This window comes from Blautia aquisgranensis, assembly GCF_040096615.1.
Classification (GTDB): Bacteria; Bacillota; Clostridia; order Lachnospirales; family Lachnospiraceae; genus Blautia_A; species Blautia_A aquisgranensis.
Window position 1 is genome coordinate 1 of sequence record NZ_JBBMEJ010000033.1, and the last position, 16,066, is coordinate 16,066.

Annotated in this window: 14 protein-coding genes and 1 other annotated feature; of the genes, 1 reads left to right on the forward strand and 13 read right to left on the reverse strand. The window is 45.0% G+C overall.

Annotated features, from left to right (window positions below):
• From WMO28_RS16170 to WMO28_RS16225, 12 genes are all read right to left on the reverse strand, one after another.
• Positions 1-1,829: TRAP transporter large permease subunit (locus tag WMO28_RS16170; protein WP_349057648.1), on the reverse strand; the 1,829-nt coding region annotated here is incomplete at its 3' end.
• Positions 1,830-2,333, reverse strand: coding sequence for a TRAP transporter small permease subunit (locus WMO28_RS16175; RefSeq protein ID WP_178645585.1), 504 nt, complete (start codon positions 2,331-2,333; stop codon positions 1,830-1,832). It abuts the gene before it with no gap.
• 88 nt (positions 2,334-2,421) lie between these two features.
• Positions 2,422-2,670: a binding site (T-box leader), on the reverse strand.
• A 94-nt stretch (positions 2,671-2,764) separates the two neighbouring features.
• Complete coding sequence (locus tag WMO28_RS16180; protein WP_178645583.1) at positions 2,765-4,162, reverse strand: amino acid carrier protein; 1,398 nt, start codon at positions 4,160-4,162, stop codon at positions 2,765-2,767.
• 178 nt (positions 4,163-4,340) lie between these two features.
• A complete protein-coding gene (locus WMO28_RS16185) occupies positions 4,341-5,351 on the reverse strand; it encodes an alpha/beta fold hydrolase (RefSeq protein ID WP_349057649.1) in 1,011 nt (336 codons plus the stop codon).
• Between the two features lie 205 nt (positions 5,352-5,556).
• Positions 5,557-6,093: a nitroreductase family protein gene (locus WMO28_RS16190; protein ID WP_349057650.1), complete on the reverse strand. Its 537-nt coding sequence runs from the start codon at positions 6,091-6,093 to the stop codon at positions 5,557-5,559.
• Between the two features lie 211 nt (positions 6,094-6,304).
• Complete coding sequence (locus WMO28_RS16195) at positions 6,305-6,988, reverse strand: pyridoxamine 5'-phosphate oxidase family protein (RefSeq protein ID WP_349057651.1); 684 nt, start codon at positions 6,986-6,988, stop codon at positions 6,305-6,307.
• Between the two features lie 56 nt (positions 6,989-7,044).
• On the reverse strand, positions 7,045-7,875 hold the full coding sequence (locus WMO28_RS16200) for an energy-coupling factor transporter transmembrane component T family protein (protein ID WP_349057652.1): 831 nt from the start codon (positions 7,873-7,875) through the stop codon (positions 7,045-7,047).
• Positions 7,865-9,589 (reverse strand): energy-coupling factor transporter ATPase, encoded by a 1,725-nt coding sequence (locus tag WMO28_RS16205; RefSeq protein WP_178645576.1) that lies wholly within the window; start codon positions 9,587-9,589, stop codon positions 7,865-7,867. The genes WMO28_RS16200 and WMO28_RS16205 overlap by 11 nt, the downstream gene beginning before the upstream one ends.
• Before the next feature lie 88 nt (positions 9,590-9,677).
• Positions 9,678-10,229, reverse strand: coding sequence for an ECF-type riboflavin transporter substrate-binding protein (locus WMO28_RS16210; RefSeq protein ID WP_349057653.1), 552 nt, complete (start codon positions 10,227-10,229; stop codon positions 9,678-9,680).
• 58 nt (positions 10,230-10,287) lie between these two features.
• Positions 10,288-11,229, reverse strand: coding sequence for a DMT family transporter (locus WMO28_RS16215; RefSeq protein WP_349057654.1), 942 nt, complete (start codon positions 11,227-11,229; stop codon positions 10,288-10,290).
• Positions 11,230-11,249: 20 nt separating this feature from the next.
• Positions 11,250-12,023, reverse strand: coding sequence for a class I SAM-dependent methyltransferase (locus tag WMO28_RS16220; protein ID WP_349057655.1), 774 nt, complete (start codon positions 12,021-12,023; stop codon positions 11,250-11,252).
• Between the two features lie 52 nt (positions 12,024-12,075).
• Complete coding sequence (locus WMO28_RS16225; RefSeq protein WP_178645570.1) at positions 12,076-12,810, reverse strand: alpha/beta hydrolase; 735 nt, start codon at positions 12,808-12,810, stop codon at positions 12,076-12,078.
• Between the two features lie 226 nt (positions 12,811-13,036).
• Between WMO28_RS16225 and WMO28_RS16230 the strand changes: the two genes are divergently transcribed.
• A complete protein-coding gene (locus WMO28_RS16230) occupies positions 13,037-15,364 on the forward strand; it encodes a diguanylate cyclase domain-containing protein (RefSeq protein WP_349057656.1) in 2,328 nt (775 codons plus the stop codon).
• Positions 15,365-15,608: 244 nt separating this feature from the next.
• On the opposite strand, the gene WMO28_RS16235 is transcribed toward WMO28_RS16230, so the two are convergent.
• Entirely contained in the window at positions 15,609-15,941 is a 333-nt protein-coding gene (locus WMO28_RS16235; RefSeq protein WP_178645566.1) for a helix-turn-helix domain-containing protein, read from the reverse strand.
• Positions 15,942-16,066: the final 125 nt, after the last annotated feature.

The window sequence follows — 16,066 nt, forward strand, 5'->3', positions numbered from 1 at the left end:
ACAGTTTTTACTTCGTGTTTGCTGTTTGTCAGCTCACGGAATCCGTTCTCTGCGATACCCATACAGTGAAGTCCGTACTCACCAAGGATCTCCTTCAGCTTGTCTCCGGCCTCACCGTCGAATTTTGCATCTGCGTCATCGTAGGAATCATAGATAAACGGCAGGGATACTACATTAAATCTCGGGTCAAATGCAGAGTAGATCAGGTTGGAATGCATGGAGATCTGTACCGGGTCTCCGTTCATCAATGCCTGAATACCCTCGGACTGGTTTCCGTTTGTCAGCTGGTCTGCTGCGTAAACATTAACTTTGACTTTTCCGCCGGTTGCTTTTTCCATAAGCTCGCCGAACTTACGTCCGCCGTCAGCCCATGTACTTGTCTCAGTTGTGGAGCATGCGAAGTTCCATGTCATCTCCGGCCAGTCAAGGTCACTGTAATCTGCGATGGTGTTAAAGGAATCACTGCCATCTCCTGCATCCTTGGAAGATGTGCTTCCTGTGTCAGAAGACTGGTCTCCTGTGTAGGAGCCCTCTTTTGCAAGTGCCTTCGGAAGTGCAGTGGAAACTGCTGGAATATAAGTGATGATCAGAAGAACTGCTACAGAAGCAGCGATCATCGGCATAACGGCTTTGGAGATCTGCTGCAGAGTAACCTCCAGGCCTTTTTTGATCTTGATACTGATGGCTACGAAAAGGTTTACACCTACCGGCGGTGTTACCTGTCCGATTGCAAGGTTTACAGTTGCCATAACACCGAATGCTACCACATCATATCCAAGAGCCTTGCATACAGGAAGCATGATCGGTACGAAAATATACATCGCAGAGTTTGCATCGATAAAGCATCCTGCGATCAGGAAGATGATGTTTACGATCAGAAGGAAAGTAAACTGGTTATGTGCAATGCTGGCAAGAAGATCAGATGCCGCAGTTGCAATACCAAACTTGGTACATACAAAGGAAAACAGGGATGCACATGCTACGATCAGCATAATTCCACCGGTTGTCTTTGCAGAATCAACAAGAATGTCAAACAGATCTTTGATCTTAACCTCACGGTAGATCACCATACCTACAAACAGACCATAAACAACAGATACTGCTGCTGCCTCAGTAGGTGTGAAGATACCGCCATAAATACCACCAAGGATGATGATCGGCATCAGGAATCCCCAGAACGCATCCTTAAAGGTATCCCAGCGCTCTTTTGCGGTAGCTTTTTCGCGGGATGGTTTAATACTATGTTTCTTTGCTTCGATCAGAACGATGATCACAAGAGCAATACCCATGAGAATACCAGGAACGATACCTGCCATGAACATATCCGCGATAGATACACCTGTAATGGAAGCGTATACAACGAATGCGATACTTGGCGGTATGACGATCGCTATGGAACTGGACGTGGCCATCAACGCCGTGGAAAACGGTGCGGAGAAGCCGCCCTGCTCAACCATGGCCGGGATCAGAACTGCTCCAAGTGCTGCAACCGTTGCAGGACCGGAACCGGAGATCGCGCCGAAGAAGCAGGCAACGATAACGCACACGATAGCGATACCACCTTTTTTGTGGCCGACACATGTATCAACAAAGTTGATCAGTCGTTTGGAAATACCGGCCTTTGCCATGATGTTTCCTGACAGAACGAAGAAAGGAATGGCAAGAAGCAGGAATTTACTGATACCGGAATACATATTTGTTGCTACGATCGTCAGTGATGTGCCGGAATAAAGGATCGCACATACGGATGACAGTCCCAGACAGATTGCAATCGGAAGTCCCAGAATCAGGAAAACAAAGAATGAGATAAACAGAATTGCACTGATCATTTATTTGTCCTCCTTTTCATCATCTTTTTTCAGGCAGAAGTCAAGGCAGTACTCAATAAAATGAAGAATCATACAGCCTGCTCCGATCGGCACGAAGGACCAGAAGATCCACTCCGGCCAGTTCAGTACGAAAGTTCTCTTACCGTTTGCCAGCTGTGTCAGAACCTTGTCCATACCGTATTTAAACAGGATCGCAGAAAAAACAATGCTGAGAACCGTGATCAGGATCACAGATGGTTTTTCCAGTTTTTTCGGAAGACGGTCGGTAACCAGTGTCAGGCTTACCAGTCCTCCCTTTTCCCGACATGCAAGTGCTGCTGCCAGAAGTGTGATGAGAACGAACACCGCAACAACAAGCTCTTCAGTAAAAGACCATGAGCGGTGGATGACCTTACGGGAAAATACATTTCCCACAGTCAGCACAAGGATCAGCAATGTAGAAAGGACCAGTACAACTTTTTCTACTGCTGCCAGTGCGTTCATAAGTTTTTTGTACACTTTCATTACTCTTTCCCCTTTTTGTATTTTTTCCGGTTTTTCAGATCACTACCTGCAATTCGGAATCGGATTCGGACAAAAAAATCCGTCCCTCTTCAGGGACGGATAATAAAATTCCGCAACCACCCTGTTTCTCCATTGAAACAAGTACGATTCTGCAACGTACCGGCATACGCGGCTTCTGTAACGGGAAGCACCCGTGAAAACCTACTTACTTATGGAAAAACTTTCGGCTTTCCTTCTCAGGGATGATATTCAAGCCAGTTCCGACGCTGCATCACACCAGCCGCAGCTCTCTGAAGACGGTTCCTCTGTCTCTACTGATTCCCTTCATGGAATTTGTCACTATTATGTATTAACTCTTTAGCAAGCTAAAATAATTTTAACTCTGTTTCCTTTGATAGTCAAGATTTTTTCTCCAGAATATGACATTTTTTTCAGTCTTTTGCTCCTTCGCCCGCGAAATATTCTTTCACCAGTTTCACAACAACGCCGGAAAGCAGGAATACTGCAATCAGGTTCGGGATTGCCATCAGACCGTTGAAGGTCTCCGCGATACTCCAGAGAAGTCCCAGATCCATAGTCGCGCCAACGATCGCTACCAGAGCGTACAGCACCATAAACGGCTTGATAGCTTTTTCCTTAAAAATAAACTCCGCACATCTGGCTCCGTAAAGTCCCCAGCCGATGATGGTGGAAAATGCGAAACAGCACATGGCAACTGCTGTAAAAATAGAAACCCAGTTTCCGTAAGTGTTGGTAAAGCCCTGAATCGTAAGCTCCGCTCCTGCCGCGTCACCGTATCCCACCGGCACACCGCTGCAGAGAATAACAAGCGCGGTCAGTGTACAGATCACGATGGTATCGGTAAATACCTCAAAGATTCCAAAGAGGCCCTGTTTTACCGGTTTTCTGGTATCTGCACAGGCATGTGCGATGGAGCCGGTACCAAGACCTGCCTCATTGGAAAAGATACCTCTGGATACACCTTTTTTCATACTCATGAAAAAGCTTCCCACTGCACCGCCGGTAACAGATGCCGGATTAAAAGCTCCGCTGATGATGGATGAGAAAACGCCCGGAACGTTTCTCCAGTTCATCACTACTACACCGATGGCAAGAACAATATAAAACAACGCCATAAATGGTACAAGCTTCTCGGTGACCTGACCGATTCTCTTGATTCCTCCAAGGAGAATCAGTCCGACCAGAATTGCCAGTACGATTCCCATTACCAGGTTCACGGTAGATGTATTGTCCGCTGCAATCACATGATAGTTGATCAGCGCAGAGTCAACAGCAGTCGTAATGGTATTGACCTGTGTGGCATTTCCGGTTCCGAAAACAGTCAGCACACCAAAGGCAGAAAACAGATACGCAAGCCAGTGCCAGTGCTTCTTGAGTCCGTTCTTGATGTAATACATAGGACCGCCGACCAGATCTCCATTGGCATTGGTCTCACGGAAATGTACCGCAAGTGTAACCTCGGAAAATTTCGTACACATTCCAAGAATTGCGGAAACCCACATCCAGAATACAGCTCCCGGACCTCCAATGGCGATTGCTCCTGCGACACCTGCAATATTTCCGGTTCCTACGGTAGCAGCCAGAGCGGTACAGACAGCCTGAAACGGTGTCAGACTTCCGTCAGAAGCTTCTCTCTTTCGAAGCATACGTCCGATGGTTACTTTGATCGCATAAGGAAACTTTCGGATCTGAAGAAAATTCGTGCGGATACTTAAATAAAGACCCACACCAATGATACAGATCATTGCAGGAACGCCCCAGATAAAATTGTTTATGGCAGCATTCACTGATTCAATAACAGATAACATTCTATAACCCTTCCCTTATTTAATTTTATTTTTCTGCGCTGTATTGTCTCCAGTGCAAAAAAACGGCTTTTTGGATTATACCATGTTTTCTGTCAAATGTATAAGAGAAAAGCTTTATAATTTTACTACGATAAAGAAATAAAGTAAATAATACAGATGCCTCTATTCTCCCGCAGCATTATTTTTCCCTGTCGTCCTCCAGAAAATTAAAAATGTATCTCCAGTATTTTTCCAGTGTCTTACCACGGCTGCCGTAGATCTCATGCTTCGTCCCTATCATATGAATATAATCGCAAACCGTTTTTCCCTCGCGGTTGATCCTTCCGGCAAAATTCTTCAGAGCACGGACAGATACAAGATCCTCTGTCTGGGCCTGAACGAGAAGCATTGGTGCTGTATATTTTTTCCAGGCATAAAGGCGAAGATACCAGCTCATCTCGGCGGAGGCCAGAAGCCAGCCGTAGGACGGTGACCAGGTCTGGAGTTCCTTTTTCTCAGCGCGGAGTTTTTTGTAACGCTCATATCTCGGTCTGGATGTGGCAGAACTTGTCTCAAAGGCCCCGCTTCCGTCATAAGGCTTCTGACCTGCTACGTACTCCTCCTCTTTTCCCAGAATACATTTCTCTACCGCGATACCGGTGGCTGCCGGCCATGGTACATTTCCGGTAAGCGGCCGGATCATCGGCGAAGAAAGGATCACCTTATGGAACCACTGCGGTTCCCAAGCTGCCGCGATACCGCCGATAGCCCCTCCCATGGAATGTGCAAACAGATCCAGCGGCAAATCCGGATATGCTTTCTTTATATAACGGCAGGCCTTCAGAAAATCCCGGATATATCGTCTCCAGGTATCAATGTGTACCAGAGACGGATCTGCAGTAAGACGGTAGCTTCTTCCATGTCCGCAGTGTTCCGGTATGTATACATGATATCCCTCTTTCAGAAAATAATACGTCACTTCATCATACTTCACGGCAGACTCGGTAAAACCATGGCTGATAACAATAACGCCTTTCGGATCATCAGCCAGATACTGCAGCATATGGATCTTTCCGGTTATTCGTTTATTCTCATTGCGAAACGGATAATCAGCGCCCGGCACATAAAGCTCCCGCCTGCGGGCGGCAAGGTACGGAGCAACTGTATCATTCATAACTTCTTCATATTCATTTTCATTTATGATTTCCATTCAATATCCTCCACATATATTCTGTCTTCACTGTAATAACTGTAGTTTCACATAATCGTACATGATCTTCTGTTTACAGGATACCAGAATTCCGCTTTGCAGGCAATTGTTTTTAGTCCATTTTGCTCTTTATTATGTAGTAAAAATGCCCGGCTCTGAAATTTCGGGGCCGGGCATTTTTGTCTGTTCTTAAATTGTTTTATGCTTAATAGAATTTCACAATATCCTCAAGCTCTTTACGTTTCGGACGAGCAGGTTCCTCTGCTGCTTTTCCGATTGCGATCACAGCTACCACAGTCTCAGTCTCCGGAACGGAAAGGATCTCACGAAGCTTATCTCCGTCACGCAGTCCCATGATCAAGGTTCCGTATCCAAGCTCTTTCGCTTTCAGAACCAGGTTCTCATTCTGAAGTCCCAGATCATAGCAGCCCCAGCCGTTTCCAAGCTCATTGTCCGGTGTTCCGTCTTTCTGGAAACCGGCACGGTTATGTACAAATGTTGTAACGATCAGAGATGCATTTTCTGCTTTTGGCTGATTCATTTCCGGAAGGCATTCCTTCGAGATCTTTTTCACCATATCTTCTGAAGTTACACAATAATATCTTCCTGTCTCGGAATTCTTCCAGGACGGAGCCTCCTGTGCAGCTTTGATCACAGTGAGCAGATCATCCTTTGTGATTTTTCCTTCCGGTCTGTATTTACGGATGGTTCTTCTTTCTTCGATCAGTTTCTGAAATTCCATGTTGATCCTCCTCGTCTGTATGATGCGGAATATAGATTTTTTAATTCTGCAGGTATTTTGTGCTGATTTATGTTTTCTATTGTTACACTTAACTGAAATTATTTTAACACAATACCGTGATGAAATCAATTTCTACTGCATAGAACGCGTGCTTCGTAAACAACATCTTAAAACATATTGCTCATCTTTACAGCGGACTTATCTGATTCCGTTAAAACTCCAGCATCTGTCTGGAATCCGCTCCATCCTTCTTGAAATCCGCATTCAGGAATTCGATCTCTTTCGCATATACCTTAATGAGATTCATTGTATGCGGCATCTTTTTCAGCGCATCCAGCGGGATCTTCCGGAATTCTGCCGCTGCATTGTATTCCCCTGAAAACGGTGCAACTATCTCCGCCACACCGGTCACCTGCATTCCTTTCAGCTTACCGAAGCCTTCATACTTGTCATAAATGGCCAGGCACACATTCTTGTTTTTTTCCAGGGCATAAAATTTCTCTCCACCCTCAGAAAACATCCAGAATGCTCCGTCATGATACGTATATTCGATCGGTGTGCAACGCACAAAATCTCCCGCTGCCGTTGCCAGTACACAGGTTTTGTTAGCCAGGATATATTCTTCTACCGCCTGCTTCAGCTTAGTCTTATCCATTTTTACTGCCTGCGCGTCTTTTTTCTTCCAGTAGGTCGCTGCCTCCTCATATTCTTCATGAGAAAGATCCGTGTTCTCCGGAATCTCCTCATACTCGTCCTTGTCCAGACAGAGCGGAATTCCGGTTACACTGTTTACGTTGATGCCGCCATACCAGGTTCCTGTTACTTCCAGAATATCCCCAACCTTATAATCTGTAGAATATTCATCATTTTTTTTGATCACTTTGATCTTTGCCATTTTTTACGCCTCCTGTTTTCACTGACGGTCCATACCGGCACATCTACTTTTTATTTTTATACAAACGGATTATAAAATCTTCCGAAACGGATCGTTACCGTAAGGCTGATCACAAGCAATACCACACCCAGTCCCAATGTCAGGAAATCTCTTTTCTCAAAAGGTCTCTTCATATACCAGCTGCGCTTTTTATTCTTTCCAAAGCCCCGAAGCTCCATGGCATTGGAAATCACATCGATCCGGTTCAGACTGGTGAGGATCAGGGGCAGGAGGATATTTACTGAATTCTTAAGCCTTGCAAAAAAGTGCTCGTTTTTTCCAAGCTCCACGCCTCTGGCCTGCTGCGCCTGGCTGATGCTGTGGTAGTCTCTCTGAATATCCGGAATGTACCGAAGTGCGATGGCAACGGAATATCCCACTTTATAGGAAATACCGATGCTGTTCAGGCTGGCAGCAAACTCACTGGGATTGGTCGCCGAAATAAAAAGAATCGCCACCGGCAATGCCACAAAATATTTCAGCGAAATATTCAGCATATAAAACAACTGCTCCTGTGTCACATCATATCTCCAGAACAGATGACACAGCACATGCTTCGTTCCATACAGTGTTGTACCCTGATTCGGATCAAACAGAAAAATGAACAGATTGTTCAGGAGCAAAAATACCAGCATAAAGATCATCATAAACCGGACTTCTTTAAACCGGATCTTACTGAGTTTAAATGCAGCAATGCTGACTGCAAATAATCCCAGCAAAACCCAGGTATTATAGGTGATCATACTTGCAAAAGTAAACAGAAGGAAAAATGCCAGCTTCGTTGTACCGGTAAGCTTATGTACCACGCTCTCCCGCGGCAGATAATTCAGTACTGTCTTAGCAGCCATGGCTACGCACCTCCCTGTCTTCTTTTATGAAACGTTCTACAAATGCTTCCGCCGGTGTGATATCCAGATGATTGGCCAGCGTAAATAAACTGGTTTCTTTCAATGCCGCTTTTTGTATCAGCTCCGGATCACAGAGAACTGCTGCCGCGCTGCGATCTGCGATCAGTCTTCCATCTGCAAATACAAGGGCACGTGGTGTATATTCCAGCATCAGATGCATATCGTGAGTGATCATTACAACTGTCACTCCCTGTTCATTTAACCCACGTAAGAATTCCATAATTTCCGTATAGTGGTAAAAGTCCTGACCTGCCGTAGGCTCGTCCAGAATGATCAGCTCCGGACTCTGTACAAGAACACTTGCGATCGTCACACGCTTTTTCTGTCCGAAACTTAAAGCAGATACCGGCCAGTTACGAAAAGGATAAAGTCCGCAGACTTTCAGGGTCTCTTCCACCTTTTCCCGGATCTCAGCCTCGCTTTTCCCCATATTTTTAAGACTCAGTGCCACCTCATCAAAGATCATTGTCTTGGAGATCATCTGGTTCGGATTCTGCATCACATATCCGATATGCTTTGCTCTGTGGCGTATATTTTCTTTAAGAAGATCATTTCCGTTAAAAAGGATCTCACCGGAATCCGGTGTTTCAAAGCCGCAGATCAGCTTGGAAAATGTAGATTTTCCGGCACCGTTTTTTCCTACAATGCTTACCATCTCACCTTTTCCTATAGAAAGACTGACGTCACAGAGCGTCTGGTGATCTTTCGTGTAGCCAAAACTCAGATTCTTCACTTCCAAAAGAGGCGTTCTGGATTCTTTTGCCTCCGGAACAGGCTGTGCATGGAACCATCTGTGCATTTTTGTGCGATCTGCCTCATTGATCACAACCGAATCCACATGAGCAGGTTTTTTCTCCGGAAGAATATCCACACCTGCATAGCGCATAGCTGTCAGATACAGGGGTTCACGGATTCCGTTCTCTCCCAGAAGTCCGGTGGAAAGCAGCTCATCCGGATGAAGGTCTGCCAGGATTCCACCGTCCTTCATAAGAATGATACGATCCACGTTTCTCCATAACACATCCTCAAGACGATGCTCAATGATCACTACCGTTGTATCTGTCTTTTCCTGGATTTCATCGATCAGCTCAATGGTCTGTTTGCCTGTGGCCGGATCCAGATTAGCCAGCGGCTCATCAAATAAAAGGATCTTTACCTGATCCACCATAACACCTGCAAGACTTACTCTCTGCTTCTGTCCGCCGGAAAGTTCATGCGGTGCATAGTCCAGATGGTTCTCAATTCCTACAAGTTCTGCCGCATGACGCGTAATCTGGTGCATCTCATCCTGCGGAACACAGCTGTTTTCCAGTGCAAAAGCAATGTCCTCACCCACCGTCAGTCCGATAAACTGTCCATCCGGATCCTGAAGTACAGTTCCCACATGGGCAGACAGTTCAAAAATGCTGCTTTTCGGTGCGTTCACTCCATCCACGATCAGCTCTCCAGTGCACTCGCCCGGATTGGAAAAAGGATTCAGTCCGTTGATACAACCGGCAAGAGTACTTTTTCCACAGCCGGACGGACCTGCAATAAGAACTCTCTCGCCGGGATAAATATCCAGATCGATCCCGGTCAGCGTGGGCCGCTTCTGAGCACGATACTGAAATGTAAAGTTTTTAAAAGAAATAACAGGAGATTTTTTCTCAGTCATGTATAAATACCTCTGTATATCATCAATAGAAGAAAAGCCTTTTCATATATGCCTTATGAGCACAATGAAAAGGCTTCTTGTCAATGGTTTACTCCTGGTCCAGAGAACCTTTCTTTGCAATAGTCTTCGTATAAGCAAGAATCAGAAGTCCGCCTACTACAGCCCCTGTAATGGTGTTGGAAACTGCTGCAAACGCTCCCTGTGCAAATACCTTGTTTGCCGGTTCTGCATAGATCAGAATATCAAGTACAGGTGCTACAACAACCCAGCCCACTACATGTGCGATCACATTCGCGATCACAAAAAGTGTTACCTTGCCTTTGCCGAATTCACCTTCCTGGACATCCAGCTTCTTCGCAAAAATACCGATCACTACGCCTACGAAAGCGGAAGTGATAACCCAGCTCCACCATGGGCTTCCGCCCCAGGACAGGTCTACCAGAGTATGTCCGATAAAACCGATCAGACCGCCTGCAACCGGCCCGTACATAGCAGCTAAAAGAGCCAGTACTGCATACTGAAGACTGATGTTCGTGTTCGGTACCGGGCTTGGAATTGCCACAAAACGTCCAAGCACAAAGAACAGTGCCGCACCTATACCAATAGCCACAACATTTTTGATGCCGTTATTGTTTTTCATAGTCTCGTCCTCCTCAAAAAATGTTCCACCACAGTATACGACTATTCCAAAGAAATTGTCAATGGACAGAACGACGGTCTTTACGGTTTACCACATAAATTCCCACGCACACCAGAAACAGTGCGATCAGACTTCCCATATTAAACGCCTGACGCACCTCGCCAAGCATCAGCGCTGACAGGATCACACTGAAAAGCGGATTCACGAAACCGAAGATTGCCACCTTCGACACATCATTCCATGCAAGCAGCACTGACCAGAGTGTATAGGCCACTGCTGAGACCATGGCAAGGTAAAAAATAATCCCGATGCCACCGGCTGTTACATGTCCAAGATGTCCGCCCATCCCTTTTCCGATGAGAAACAGTATGATCCCGCCCATGGTAAACTGAGTTCCGCTGAGTATCACAGGCGATACTTTTCTGGAAAAAATATTGATCAGTACTGTGGACATTCCATAGGAAATCTGGGCGATCAGTACAAAGCCCTCGCCTGTAAGCTTAAATCCCGCGTCCATGGAATTTCCCATAAGATTGATTACTACTACACCTGCAAATCCCAGGATACAGCCGAACATTTTTCGCCCGGTCATGCGCTCCTTACGGAAAACAAGACAGGATAACAGGATCGCGATAAAATTTCCGAGTCCTGTGATAATGGCCCCTTTCACTCCCGATGTGTGCGCTACACCTATGTAAAAGAAAAAGTACTGGCATACAGTCTGGGCCAGGCATACCGGCACTGCGTATTTCAGAATATTTCTATCCGGAAGCATGATCTTCCGTTCCTGAACTGATGCAAAGATCAGCACCAGGATTCCCGCCAGTGCAAAACGAACTCCCGCAAAAACGATCTGGCTGGCTGTATCCGCAGAATCCACCTGCATCAACCGGTAGCCCGTTTTGATCACAGGAATCGCACTTCCCCATAGAAGGCAGCACACACAGGCCAGTGCTGCTACCACCCAGGTTTTGGTTAAGGTTGTTTTATTTTGGTTCATTTTTTAATTCTCTCTTTCTGTTACAGCACATAGCAGTCATACCGGATCGCCTTTCCCTTCAATGTATAGGAAGGCTTCCTGCCTGCAAGACATTCACTTTTCAACGGACGCTTGACAATGATTCTGGACGGTTCTGCCTTGATGGCTGCGTCAAAAAGGTCTGTTTCCTCCGAACACGGTGGCTCCAGTTTCTGGATCAGCTGAAGCTTTTTGTTGATCAGACTGGACTTCTGCCTTGCCGGAAACATGGGATCCAGATAAATCACATCTACGGGATCCAGAAGCTTTGACATACATTCTACGCTGTCTCCCTCCACCACTTTCATGCGACCGGCGATATCTTTTAAGACCTGATTTTTTTTCGCGCGGCGGATCGCATCCTTCAGAAGTGCGGCGATCACCGGATTCTGCTCGTATAAAGTCACCTCGTACCCCTGTGCAGCCAGGAGAAAAGCATCTTCTCCCATGCCTGCAGTGGCATCGATGGCTTTTCGTCCTTCTTTCTCGGATTTGGCGGCTTTCACCAGCATCTCATGCTGCAGTCTTCCGTTGGTCACTCTGTGCATCATCGTCTCCGCAAAGTCTCCCTGATAGGTCAGTCCGAATCCCGATAAAGAAACTCCTTTGGAATCAAAATGGATCGTCAGATATTCTCCCGGCTTATCCACGATCGGCGCTCCTGTCTTCCTGGAAAAAGACTCTGCCATATCTCTCTGTCCACCTTTTCCAAGACAGACTACGATCTTATTGTTCAATTCTTTACTCTCTCTTTCGCTTTCTGTATTTGCTTTCATTTTACCTTTTTGTCATCTCAAAAGCAATGGTTCCTGTTGCGGGCATTCCGCTTCATTTTTCTTTGCAGATCATATTTTCAATATATTCCGCTGTCTGCTGCACCTGTTCCTGATTCGTCAGTTTCGGAACTCCATCACCCTTCTGAGCCCCATAGCAGCCAAAATATCCGTGACAGCCACCGTCCAGGATCTCCTCTTCAAAATTCTCCGGCAGATTGCCCCGGTTCTTCTCATAGGATTCCCTGTTCAGCACCCCATCTTCCGATCCGTAAATACTGAGCACCTTAAGCTGCGTTTTGCTTAAATCGCTGGTGGAATATGCGGCCAGTAATATCAATCCGTCATACTCATCCACATGCTTCGATACATAGCTGGCAGCCATGGCTCCGCCCAGGGAATGTCCTCCAATATACCAGCTTCTGATTTTGGGATATTTTTCCTGGACCCCATCTGCCGCACCTGGTTTCAGCACAGCCAGATTTCCCGGCATTTTCAGTAATACACAGGCGATACCTTTTTTCGCACATTCCAGCAGCAGTGGCGCATAAGCTTTGCACTGCACCTTGCCGCCCGGATAAAAGATCAGTCCATACGTCGGATCCTCCGGCATAAATGTGATCATATTTCCGTTTTTTTCTATCTGTACATCACTGCCCTCATATGCCATCGCTGCAGCTGCTGTATCATCAGCTCTGTAATAGTCAGAAACATATAAGACACTGCCAAGCCCCAGAATGAACACCAGTGCAAGACATATGAGCGCTATTATTTTTCCTTTTTTCTTCATGCGTTCCTCTCTTTTTACAGTGTTCTTCGCTCCATCTGAATACCTGTTCTTATTTTTGCATATTCATATTAACGTTTATATGATACTGAAATCTATTGCTTAATACAAGTATTGTTTGGTTGAGAATGATTTCCGTCACAAATTTACGGATGTTTTTCCCCTTAACAACCCTCCCTTTTTGGTCTATAATCAATACATATAAAAAGCTCACAGAAAGGGTTCACTTATGATGAAGAAGAAATACACGATAGGTGTTATGATCGGAAATGCGATTTCTCCTCACATAGTCGAAGTAATACAGGGAATCTGCTATGCTGCCAGAAGTATGCAGATCGATGTTTTCTTTTTTCTTGGAATTCACAGCGGATACTATTATAACCTCAGCGAAGGAGAAGATACTGACAGGGATTTTGACTATCAGTTCAATGTCGTCTATGATTATCAGACATTTGCAGGTATTGACGCTCTGATCATCGAATATGGGTCACTAAGCCTTTTTCTTAATGAACAGGAACAGAAAAAATTTCTTCATAAATTCGAAAACATTCCAAAGGTTATCCTGGAAGAAAAATACAATGCACCTCTTACTACCACCATCATCAGCGATAATTACCATGGAATGTATAACATTGCCGAACATCTGATCAAAGATCACGGATACCGTAATTTTACATATCTGTCCGGTCCCATAGGGATTACAGACGCTGACGAACGCAGACAGGCTGTTTTTGATGTAATGGAAAAATACCATATTTCTTTTGACGAAAGCAGAATCCGATATGGCAATTTTTCTTCTAATGTTCAGGCACAGATCAATGATCTTCTGGATCATTTTCCGGATATGGAAGCGATGATATGCGCCAATGATGGCATGGCATACACTGCTTATAAGGAATGTACCAGACGCGGACTGACCATAGGAAAAAATATCGCGATCACCGGCTACGACGATTACGATCTGGCCGGAATCATGGATCCACCACTTACAACAGTTCTACAGAATTCAAAGGATATGGGATATATGGCTGTTATAGGCGCAACAGAGCTCTGCAATGGCGAAAAAAATCATACGGTCGTAGTTCCGGCCCGTACTATAATCCGTGAATCCTGCGGCTGCCACGAAAAACAATTTCTGGCATCTCCAACTGAACGTCCCAGATACACGGACTGGAAAAGCACCTGTACACAACAGATATCTGAGATTTCGAAGGAAATTCTTTCTGAAAATACAGCAATTTATGTGAAGCTCCAGTTTACCCACTGTCTGAGCGAACTGATGGAATCAGATTTCCGCACGCCTGAAAGCGAGGAAAAAGTAAGAACCGGTCTTCAACGCCTGATGACTAACCGGATGTTTAAAGGATTATCCATGCGAAGCATTATCCAGATGCTGGAACAATATATTGATAACTGGCTGGATGTTGAATTAAACCAAGCTGAAGTCAACCGGACAGCCATTCAGAATCTGATCCTGCGAAAAAGACAGATTCATGAAAAGTCCAGCTGCTACATGGTCCGCAGGGAAAAGAATCATATGGAAGATTTTTTGCATAAGAGCTGCTTTCTTCCGCTTATTTCCAGAGATATGCTCTCTTCCATAGAAAGTGAGCAGGAACTGTACAGAAAAGCTTTGATCAAACTGGCTTCCCTGGATGCTGCCAGCTCCTATATTTATATTCTGAAAGAGCCTGTTGCTCATTATAAAGGGGAAAAATGGAGCTGTCCGAATGAACTGTATCTGGCCGCTTACCAGGAAGGAACGGATATATATTCTTTTGAAAAAGAAGATCGACCCAGACTCTACGCCAATATTTTTAACAAGAGCCGCCTGAAAGTCCGCCACATGAATGATAATTACAGCGTTTCTGTCTTCTGTCTCTTCTCAGGTGAAATGCAGTACGGTGTACTGGCTGCGGAGATTGATCCTTCTGACATTGTTCTGTTTTATCTGATCAGCCGGGAAATCGGAAACATGCTCAGACTTTTTCAGCAGACAAAAGAACAATTACATATGCGCCAGCAGTTGGAGCATCTTGTTCTTGAAATACAGGAGAAAAATGAGGTTCTGAATTTTATCTCGGAATCGGATCCTCTGACTAGCTGCCTGAACAGAAGAGGCTTTATCGAAAAAGCTCTCAGATTCAATCACGAACATAAGGGACAAAAAGCACTGCTCCTGTTTGCGGATCTGGATCATCTGAAAGAGATCAACGACGTATTCGGCCATGCAGAAGGAGATTTCGCCATAAAACACTGTGGTAAACTTCTGAAAGAACTGGCCGGTGAGAACGGAATTGTCGGTCGTATCGGCGGCGACGAATTCTGTATTCTCATTCCCGGAAACAGCCAGACCGGAGAAGATTTCATCCGTCAGGTTCACATATCCGGCGAAACCTTTAATCTTCATTCCGACAAGGCCTATTATGTCGAGATATCACTCGGTTTCACACTGATCCTCTGTGACAAAACACTTCAGATCACAGAAGAAATGAAAGCCGCTGACCAGGCTCTTTATGCTGCGAAAAAGAAACGCAGGAGGTCAATTCGAAAATAATATAGATAAATGATAAAATTACCAGAAGCTATAGTAATTTAATAAAGTCCCTCTCCGCTTTTTATTGCTCTTCGCGCTCTCACGGGACTTACTTGATTCGGTCAATTGTAATGTATCAGAAATCAGAATCTCACGACATGAAGTGAAAGAAAGATGTTCGCAGATATACAATTGTGCATTAACATTAAAAACATCCGACACAGCAATTCATGTTCTGAGATTCTGAATGAATTCAATGTAATTCTTATCCCCGCAAAGCTGCAAGATATCCCATCAGACGCTCTCTCTGTCCGCTCTCCAACTCTCTGAAGCTCTCCAGAAGAGTCTCTTCATCCTTATTCAGGGCTATCATGTAGTCCATTTTTCCCTTTCCTGATGACTTTCCCTCTGCCAGTAATTCATATGGTGTAACCTTTAGTACTTCACATATTTTCAGTATTTTATCTGCTGACGGATTTGTTTTTTTTCTTTTCCAGTCACTGATGGTACTCTGGGAAATCCCGGTCTGTTCGGAAAACTCTTTCTGGGACATACCTTTTTTTACAAGCAGGTGAAATATTTTTTCGCTGATCAACATAGAGGCTTTCCTTTCCTGATTTTATGGTTAATTCTTTTGTTTTTATTATACACCACTTTACAACTTTATAAATAATGCTCCTGCTTAACAATCGCCTGTTTTAAGGCATTTATCATTGATGATGA

Bases quoted from the DNA above. Each gene is read 5' to 3' on its own strand.
- WMO28_RS16215 (WP_349057654.1), bottom strand. From the start codon at position 11,229: ATGAACCAAAATAAAACAACCTTAACCAAAACCTGGGTGGTAGCAGCA.
- WMO28_RS16220 (WP_349057655.1), bottom strand. From the start codon at position 12,023: ATGAAAGCAAATACAGAAAGCGAAAGAGAGAGTAAAGAATTGAACAAT.
- WMO28_RS16230 (WP_349057656.1), top strand. From the start codon at position 13,037: ATGATGAAGAAGAAATACACGATAGGTGTTATGATCGGAAATGCGATT.
- WMO28_RS16185 (WP_349057649.1), bottom strand. From the start codon at position 5,351: ATGGAAATCATAAATGAAAATGAATATGAAGAAGTTATGAATGATACA.
- WMO28_RS16180 (WP_178645583.1), bottom strand. From the start codon at position 4,162: ATGTTATCTGTTATTGAATCAGTGAATGCTGCCATAAACAATTTTATC.
- WMO28_RS16195 (WP_349057651.1), bottom strand. From the start codon at position 6,988: ATGGCAAAGATCAAAGTGATCAAAAAAAATGATGAATATTCTACAGAT.
- WMO28_RS16210 (WP_349057653.1), bottom strand. From the start codon at position 10,229: ATGAAAAACAATAACGGCATCAAAAATGTTGTGGCTATTGGTATAGGT.
- WMO28_RS16225 (WP_178645570.1), bottom strand. From the start codon at position 12,810: ATGAAGAAAAAAGGAAAAATAATAGCGCTCATATGTCTTGCACTGGTG.
- WMO28_RS16175 (WP_178645585.1), bottom strand. From the start codon at position 2,333: ATGAAAGTGTACAAAAAACTTATGAACGCACTGGCAGCAGTAGAAAAA.
- WMO28_RS16190 (WP_349057650.1), bottom strand. From the start codon at position 6,093: ATGGAATTTCAGAAACTGATCGAAGAAAGAAGAACCATCCGTAAATAC.
- WMO28_RS16235 (WP_178645566.1), bottom strand. From the start codon at position 15,941: ATGTTGATCAGCGAAAAAATATTTCACCTGCTTGTAAAAAAAGGTATG.
- WMO28_RS16200 (WP_349057652.1), bottom strand. From the start codon at position 7,875: ATGGCTGCTAAGACAGTACTGAATTATCTGCCGCGGGAGAGCGTGGTA.
- WMO28_RS16205 (WP_178645576.1), bottom strand. From the start codon at position 9,589: ATGACTGAGAAAAAATCTCCTGTTATTTCTTTTAAAAACTTTACATTT.